Consider the following 8,285-nt stretch of genomic DNA (forward strand, 5'->3'; position numbering starts at 1 on the left):
CGCCTGGGCGAAAGCTGCAGGAACACCTCAAGGAATTGCGTTCGGCCGTGCCGCAGATCGCCGAAGTGCGCGGCGTGGGCGCGATGGTGGCGGTGGAGTTCGCCGATCCGGCCACCGGCAAGCCGGATGCGGAATACACCAAGAAGGTGCAGCAACACGCCCTCAGCAATGGCTTGCTGCTGCTGTCCTGTGGCAGCTACGGTAACGTGATCCGCTTCTTGTTCCCGCTGACCATTCCCGATACCGTCATGGATGAAGCGCTGGGCATTTTGGCCAACGCCATCAAGCTGGCCTGAGTCTTGCATTGCACGGCAGCTATTATTCTGTAACGCAGTAATTGGGTAGACGGGCCGGACCATGCATCCGGCCCGCGTAGCAAAAGAGAGGATCGATGATGGCAGCTCATGCAATGAAGCAATCGGCGCAAGCGTTCGCGCCAGAGGCCAGCAGCAACAGCGACGTGCTGGTGCAATTCTGCGGCGTGAAGAAAACTTACGACGGCGAAAACCTGATCGTCAAGAGCCTTGACCTGGACATTCGCCGCGGCGAATTCCTGACCCTGCTGGGCCCCTCCGGTTCCGGCAAGACCACCTGCCTGATGATGTTGGCCGGCTTCGAATTCCCCACCGGCGGCGAGATCCGCTTAGATGGCCAGTTGCTCAACCGGGTGCCGCCGCACAAGCGCAACATCGGCATGGTGTTCCAGAACTATGCGCTGTTCCCGCACATGACCATCGCCCAGAACGTGGCCTATCCGCTGTCGGTGCGCAAGATGGATCGTGCCACCCGCGAAGCCAAGGTCAAGCAGGCGCTGGACATGGTGCAGATGGGTAAATTCGGTGACCGTTATCCGACCCAGCTCTCCGGTGGCCAGCAGCAGCGCGTGGCGCTGGCGCGCACGCTGGTGTTCGATCCGCAACTGGTGTTGATGGACGAACCGCTGGGCGCGCTGGACAAGCAATTGCGCGAACACATGCAGCTCGAACTCAAAGCCCTGCACAAACGCCTGGGCGTGACCTTCGTCTACGTCACCCACGACCAGAGCGAAGCGCTCACCATGTCCGATCGCGTGGCCGTGTTCGACCAGGGCGTGATCCAGCAACTGGCGCCGGTGACCGAACTGTACGAATATCCCGACAATCAATTCGTCGCCAATTTCATCGGCGACAACAACCGCTTCAAGGGCAGCGTCGAATCGGTGCAAGGCGAACACTGTACGGTGCGCCTGGCCGATGGCACGGTGCTCACCGGTCTGAACGTGCATCGCGCCCATGCCGGCCAGGCCATCACCGCCTGCGTGCGCCCGGAACGCATCCGCTTGGCCGCCGGTGGCAGCGCCGAACCCAATGCCATCCGTGCCAGCATCGCTGGCCTGATCTACTTTGGCGACCACGTGCGCGTGCGCTGCTCGGTGGCCGGGCAAGAAGATTGCTTCGTCAAGCTCTCGCTGTCGGACCCCGCGCTGTCGGGCTTGACCGAGGGTAGCAGCGTGGTGCTGCATATCGCACAGGATCGCCTGCGCTGCTTCCTGTAAGCGCATTCCCCCGTTTACTTAGTTTTTTGTTTTTTTTGCCGTACCTGGTGTTTGCAGTACCGCGAGCCAGGCAACCGCACATTGCCGCTCGCGTTTGTCCTAGTCCAATATAAAGTCAACACAGTCAATACGCACGATAACCAACGAGGAACAACAATGAAACGCCTGTCACCCGCCCTGCTGTCCCCGCTCGCCCTGGGCCTGCTGTTTTCCGGCGCGGCTTCTGCCGCTGAACTGACCGTGGTCAACTTCGGCGGCGCCAATGCCAATGCGCAGAAGGTCGCCTACGTCGATCCGTTCCAGAAGAGCACCGGCACCAAGGTCGTGACCTCCGAATTCAACGGTGAACTGGCCAAGGTCAAGGCCATGGTGGAAACCAAGAAGGTCAATTGGGATGTGGTGGAAATCGATGGCGGCGACCTCACCCGTGCCTGTGACGATGGCCTGATCGAAAAGCTGGACCTGGCCAAGACCATCAAGAAGGAAGACTTCATCCCCCAGGCCACGGTGAGCGAATGCGGCATGGGTGCCTTCGTCTGGTCCACCGTGCTGGCCTACAACGCCGACAAGCTCAAGACCGCACCGACTGGCTGGGCGGACTTCTGGGATACCAAGAAATTCCCCGGCAAGCGCGGCATGAAGAAGAGCGCCGAGTACAACCTGGAGTTCGCCCTGATGGCCGACGGCGTGCCGGCCAAGGACGTCTACAAGGTACTGGCCACCAAGGAAGGCGTGGACCGTGCCTTCAAGAAGCTGGACCAGTTGAAGCCCAACATCCAGTGGTGGGATGCCGGCGCCCTGCCGGCCCAGTTCCTGGCCTCGGGTGACGTGGTCATGGCCAATGCCTACAACGGCCGCATCGATGCCGCCCAGCGCGAAGGCAAGAACCTCAAGGTGGTCTGGACCGGCAGTGTCTACACGCTGGACTACTGGGTCATCCCCAAGGGTTCGCCCAACAAGGCTCTGGCCGAGAAGTTCATCAGCTTTGCCAGCCAGCCGGAAACCCAGAAGGTCTACGCTGACAACATCGCCTACGGCCCGGTCAACAAGGGCGCCCTGAAGCTGCTGGACGCCAAGACCCTGGCCAACCTGCCGACCTCCCCGGCCAATGCCAAGGACGCGCTGCAACTGAGCCTGCAATTCTGGACCGACCACGGCGAAGAACTGGAACAACGCTTCGCTGCCTGGATCGCCAAGTAAGTCTGTAAGCCGCACCGACAACGGTCCTGCCTTGCCAGGCGGGACCGTTGCCTTGAACTTCCGCTGCCCCCGGATTACCGAGACATGACCACCATCGCCACCCGCTCCGCCGCCATGCCCCTGGCCGAACCCGACCCGCAGCAACTCAAGCGCGAACTGCGCGCCGCCCAGACCCGCAAACGCCTGGGTGCCCTGGCGCTGATCGCTCCGCTGGCCATCTTCCTGCTGCTGACCTTCGTGGCCCCTATCGTGGCCCTCCTGCAGCGCGCCATCGAAAACCCCGAAGTCGCTACCACCCTGCCGCAGACCGTGGCCGTGCTGTCCAAATGGGACCGCAAGTCGGCCCTGCCTGACCAGGCGTACTCGGCCTTGGCCGAGGACCTGGCCCGCGCCAAGGAAGACACCACCGCCGGCAACCTGGCACGTCGTCTGAACATCGAAATACCGGGCGCACGCTCGCTGGTGATGGGCACCACGCGCGCCATGCCGCTGCGCGATGAGCAAGGCAAGCCGCTCTCGCCAGCCGCAGCGCGCGAAGCCATCATCGCCCTCAATGCGCAATGGGGCCAACCCGATGTGTGGCGCGTGATCGCCCAGAACGGCTCGGTGTATTCCCCCTATTACCTGCTGGCCTCGCTGGACCTGCGCCAGAACGTGTTTGGCGATATCGAAGCAGCCAGCCCCGAATCGGCCATCTACCGCACCATTTTCGGGCGCACGCTGTGGATGAGTGCCGTGGTGACCTTCTTCACCTTGCTGCTGGCCTATCCGCTGGCCTACTGGCTGTCCACCATGCCCGAGCGCCGCGCCAACCTGCTGATGATCCTGGTGCTCATTCCCTTCTGGACTTCGATCCTGGTACGCGTGGCGGCCTGGATCGTGCTGCTGCAATCCGAAGGGCTGGTCAACAAGGCACTGATGCTGGCCGGTCTGACGCAGTCACCCTTGGAGCTGGTGTTCAACCGCGTGGGCGTGTACATCTCGATGACCCACATCCTGCTGCCCTTCATGATCCTGCCGCTCTACAGCGTCATGAAGTCAGTCCCGCCGACTTACCTGAAAGCCGCTGTCTCGCTGGGCAGCCATCCCTTCGCCGCGTTCTGGCGGGTGTACGTGCCGCAGACCTATCCGGGCGTGGGCGCGGGTGTGCTGCTGGTATTCATCATGGCCGGTGGCTACTACATCACCCCGGCGCTCTTGGGCGGCCCCAATGAACAGATGGTGAGCTACTTCATCGCCTACTTCATCAACACCACCATCAACTGGGGCATGGCCTGCGCTCTGGGCGCCCTGCTGCTGGCGGCGACCCTGGTGCTGTATGGCGTCTATCGCCGCTTTGCCAAGGTCGATGTCGGCATCAGCTGATGCCATTGAAGAATCCACGGAAGAATTCAGGAAACAAGCCATGCACAAACCGCCCCTCTTTCCGCCCTACACCTCCTTGGTCGAGCGCGCCTGGTTCTTTGCCTCGCGCAGCTTCAACCTGTTGGTGCTGCTGTTTCTGGTGTTGCCCATCCTGGTGATGATCCCGCTGTCGTTCTCCGACAGCAGCTTCCTGATGTATCCCATCCAGGGCTTCTCGCTGCGCTGGTACCAGAACCTGTTCACCTCCGATGACTGGATCCGCGCCGCCCAGAACAGCTTCATCGTGGCCCCGGCGGCCACCGTCATTGCCACCGTGCTGGGCACGCTGGCCGCGGTCGGCCTGAACAAGGCCGACTTCCGCGGCAAGGGCATCCTGATGGCGATCCTGATCTCGCCCATGATCGTGCCGGTGGTAGTGGTGGGCGTGGGCGTGTACCTGTTCTTTGCCCGCATTGGCCTGTCCGACAGCTACCTCGGCCTGATCCTGGCGCACGCCGCGCTGGGCGCGCCGTTCGTGGTGACCACCGTGCTGGCTACCCTGCAGGGCTTCAACCACAACCTGGTGCGCGCCAGCCTGAGCCTGGGCGCCAGTCCCTTGCGCACCTTCTTCCGCATCACCTTGCCGGTGATCGCACCGGGCCTGATCTCGGGCGCCCTGTTCGCGTTTGCAACTTCCTTCGACGAAGTGGTTCTGACCTTGTTCGTCGCCGGCCCCGAGCAAGCCACCCTGCCGCGCCAGATGTTTGCCGGCATCAAGGACAACATCAGCCCGACCATTGCCGCCCTGGCGACGATCCTGATCCTGTTTTCGACCTGCCTGCTGCTGGCCCTGGAATGGCTGCGCGGGCGCAACAAGGCCGCGGCCCGCATCTGACACCGCAGCGCCTGCCCCCATCACCCACGGAGACCCGATATGCTGCATCAACTCAAAGACCCTTCCCTGCTGCGTCAGCAGGCCTACCTCAACGGCGCCTGGTGCGATGCCGACAGCGGCGCCAAGCTGGAAGTGCACAATCCGGCCAACGGCCAGTTGCTGGGCCACGTGCCCCTGATGGGCGCCACCGAAACGCGGCGCGCCATCGAGGCCGCCAATGCCGCCTGGCCGGCCTGGAAAAAGAAGACTGCCAAGGAGCGCAGCGCCCTGCTGCGCCGCTGGTATGAGCTGATGCTGGCCAATGCCGACGACCTGGCCCTGATCATGACCGCCGAGCAAGGCAAGCCGCTGGCCGAGGCCCGTGGCGAGATCGGCTATGCCGCCTCCTTCATCGAATGGTTCGCCGAGGAAGGCAAGCGTACCTATGGCGACACCATCCCCTCGCCCTCGCCGACCAACCGCATCGTGGTCATCAAGGAAGCCATCGGTGTCTGCGCAGCGATCACGCCGTGGAATTTCCCGGCGGCGATGATCACCCGCAAGGCCGGCCCGGCGCTGGCGGCTGGCTGCCCGATGGTCTTGAAGCCAGCCGAAGCCACGCCCTTCTCGGCGCTGGCCCTGGCAGTGCTGGCCGAGCGCGCCGGCATCCCGGCAGGCGTGTTCAGCGTCGTCACCGGCACGCCCAAGGAGATCGGCGGCGAGATGACCTCCAACCCCATCGTGCGCAAGATCAGCTTCACCGGTTCCACCGGCGTGGGCAAACTGTTGATGCAGCAGAGTGCATCGAGCATCAAGAAGCTCTCGCTGGAACTGGGCGGCAATGCGCCCTTCATCGTGTTTGACGATGCCGACCTGGATGCCGCCGTGGAAGGCGCCATCGCCTCCAAGTACCGCAATGCCGGCCAGACCTGCGTATGCGCCAACCGTATCTACGTGCAGGATGGCGTCTATGACGCCTTTGCCGCCAAGCTGGTGGAAGCGGTCAAGAAACTGAAGGTGGGCGATGGCATGGAAAATGGCGTGACCCAAGGTCCGCTGATCAATGAACAAGCCGTCAAGAAGGTCGAGCAGCATGTGGCCGACGCCCTCGCCAAGGGTGCGCGCGTGCTGCTGGGTGGCAAGCGCCATGCCTTGGGTCATGGCTTCTTCGAACCCACCGTGCTGGCCGATGTGACCCCGGCCATGCAAGTGGCGCGCGAAGAAACCTTCGGGCCGATGGCGCCGCTGTTCCGCTTCAAGACCGATGACGAAGCCCTGGCCCTGGCCAACGACACCGAGTTCGGCCTGGCCAGCTACTTCTACTCACGCGACATCGGCCGCATCTGGCGCGTGGCCGAAGGCCTGGAGTCGGGCATGGTGGGCATCAACACCGGCCTCATTTCCAACGAAGTGGCACCGTTTGGCGGCGTGAAGCAATCGGGGCTGGGACGCGAGGGATCGCACTATGGCATCGATGATTATCTGGTGGTGAAGTATTTGTGCATGGGGGGAATCTGATCCCTTGACGCTGTATTGACTTACAGTACCGACCGCCACGGCGGTCGGCTTACCAGATGGTTTTGACGTGCGGATAAGCGCGAATCTTTTCGTCCTTGGTGACCAAGGGGATGGCAAATTTGCGCGCGGTCGCCACGATCATCCGGTCGGCTGGGTCTTTGTGGAATTCTCCAGGCAGGTTGACTGACTTGATCGAGATTTCCACATCCACCGGCACGATACGCACGGCCTCGATTTGCGCCACGGTGGACAGCCAACGCTCCACCTCCATCGACAGCACCAGTTTCTCGCGCTCGACAAGCATCGCGATTTCCCACGCGGAAATGGCCGAAACGACGATCTCCCCTCCCGCCAACTCCTGCTCGATCGCCTGCCGGGCCTTGCGACTTAAGGTGTCATCACCGCTGACCCACCAGACCAGTGCGTGCGTATCCAGAACGATCACTGCGCAGCCTCCCAATCCACATCGACAGGCTCGGTAGGGTCGTCATAACGCAACACGGAACCCGCAAGAATATCCAGCGGCTTACGATCAGCCTCCCGGAAAGGGCGTACCTCCAGAGTGGGCTTGCCATGATCGGTGACCACCACACTCTCGCCCGAGGCTTCCACCTGCCGGAAATATTCCAGGGCCTTGGCCTTGAACTCGGTCTTGGAAACTTGGTTGGCTTGCATTTTTCACCTCTTCATCAAAATACCGTCGGCGTTCATCATGGAACAAAATGACTATAACAACAAGTCATTTTATTTTACATGCGGAGATGCGCAGCAAACCATCCACATGGGCCATGTGCATTGATAAGAATTCCGAATGTGAAAGATTCAAAAAGCTAATTTTTTTTATGAGCACCGCAGTCGTATAACTCCAGTTCCCCTCACCTCAACATGCCTACCGGGAGACTGCACCGTGCCTACCACCCCACCCCGCCACCAGCCCGTGCGCGCCTCGCTGGCCGCCTTCGTCGGCACCATGATCGAATGGTACGACTTCTACATCTATGCCATGGCCTCGGCCCTGGTGTTCGGCAAGCTGTTCTTCCCGACCACCAACGGCTTCTACGGCACGCTGGCGTCCTTCGGCACCTTCGCCGTGGGCTTCCTGGCGCGGCCTTTGGGCGGGGCCGTGTTCGGGACCATCGGCGACCGCCTGGGACGCAAGAAATCGCTGGTCATCACGCTGTTGATGATGGGATCGGTGACGGTGGTCATCGGCCTGCTGCCGACCTATGCCAGCATCGGTGTCTGGGCGCCCATCGCCCTGGTGGCGCTACGCTTCATCCAGGGCATTGCGGTGGGCGGCGAATGGGGCGGGGCCGTGCTGATGGCCAGCGAACATTCGCCCGACCGCAGCCGCCGCACCTTCCTGGCCTCCTTCGCGCAACTGGGCAGCCCGGCCGGCCTGATCCTGGCCACCCTGATGTTCAAGCTGGTCAGCGGCCTGGACAATGCAATCTTCCTCGATTGGGGCTGGCGCCTGCCGTTCCTGATGAGCGCGCTGCTGCTGGTGGTGGGCTTTGCGATCCGGCTGTCGGTACAGGAGTCGCCCGATTTCCTGGACGAACAACAACGCCGCGCCAATGCGCCGCTGGCGGCCAAACCCGCCAGTGCACCACTGGCCGAGGTGCTGCGCGGCGCGCCCGGCCTGCTGGCGCTGGCCATCGGCGCCAACGTGCTGGGCATCGCCGGCTTCTACTTTACCAATACCTTCATGTTGGTCTACACCACGCAATACCTGCAATTGCAGCGCGGGCTGGTATTGAACGGTTGCTGGTGGTCTCGGTGAATGCAATCTTCATCACCCCGCTAGCCGCCCAT

The 8,285-nt window shown here is 62.3% G+C and carries 8 protein-coding genes and 1 pseudogene; 7 read left to right on the forward strand and 2 right to left on the reverse strand.

Annotated features, from left to right (window positions below):
* The 6 genes from I5W_RS09690 to gabD form a co-directional block, all read left to right on the forward strand.
* The coding region (locus I5W_RS09690) for an aminotransferase class III-fold pyridoxal phosphate-dependent enzyme (protein WP_044529060.1) at positions 1-296 on the forward strand (296 nt) is incomplete at its 5' end.
* 95 nt (positions 297-391) lie between these two features.
* Complete coding sequence (locus I5W_RS09695; protein ID WP_044529061.1) at positions 392-1,534, forward strand: ABC transporter ATP-binding protein; 1,143 nt, start codon at positions 392-394, stop codon at positions 1,532-1,534.
* 156 nt (positions 1,535-1,690) lie between these two features.
* Positions 1,691-2,734, forward strand: coding sequence for an ABC transporter substrate-binding protein (locus I5W_RS09700; RefSeq protein WP_044529062.1), 1,044 nt, complete (start codon positions 1,691-1,693; stop codon positions 2,732-2,734).
* 84 nt (positions 2,735-2,818) lie between these two features.
* Positions 2,819-4,099, forward strand: a complete 1,281-nt coding sequence (locus I5W_RS09705; protein WP_044529063.1) for an ABC transporter permease — start codon at positions 2,819-2,821, stop codon at positions 4,097-4,099.
* Positions 4,100-4,139: 40 nt separating this feature from the next.
* Entirely contained in the window at positions 4,140-4,973 is an 834-nt protein-coding gene (locus I5W_RS09710; protein ID WP_017451215.1) for an ABC transporter permease, read from the forward strand.
* Positions 4,974-5,012: 39 nt separating this feature from the next.
* Positions 5,013-6,470, forward strand: a complete 1,458-nt coding sequence (gene gabD, locus I5W_RS09715) for an NADP-dependent succinate-semialdehyde dehydrogenase (RefSeq protein ID WP_199901725.1) — start codon at positions 5,013-5,015, stop codon at positions 6,468-6,470.
* Positions 6,471-6,519: 49 nt separating this feature from the next.
* Here the strand turns inward: gabD and I5W_RS09720 are convergent, their stop codons facing one another.
* On the reverse strand, positions 6,520-6,915 hold the full coding sequence (locus I5W_RS09720) for a type II toxin-antitoxin system VapC family toxin (protein WP_044529064.1): 396 nt from the start codon (positions 6,913-6,915) through the stop codon (positions 6,520-6,522).
* The gene (locus I5W_RS09725) at positions 6,912-7,145 is read right to left on the reverse strand and encodes a type II toxin-antitoxin system Phd/YefM family antitoxin (RefSeq protein ID WP_044529065.1); all 234 of its coding nucleotides are present in this window, start codon (positions 7,143-7,145) and stop codon (positions 6,912-6,914) included. Before I5W_RS09725 ends, I5W_RS09720 begins: the two co-directional genes overlap by 4 nt.
* Before the next feature lie 232 nt (positions 7,146-7,377).
* Between I5W_RS09725 and I5W_RS09730 the strand changes: the two are divergent.
* Positions 7,378-8,285 (forward strand): annotated as a pseudogene (locus tag I5W_RS09730) (MFS transporter); the annotation flags it as partial.

Source organism: Herbaspirillum sp. B65, from assembly GCF_000333555.1.
In the GTDB taxonomy this organism is placed as follows: domain Bacteria; phylum Pseudomonadota; class Gammaproteobacteria; order Burkholderiales; family Burkholderiaceae_D; genus Herbaspirillum; species Herbaspirillum rubrisubalbicans.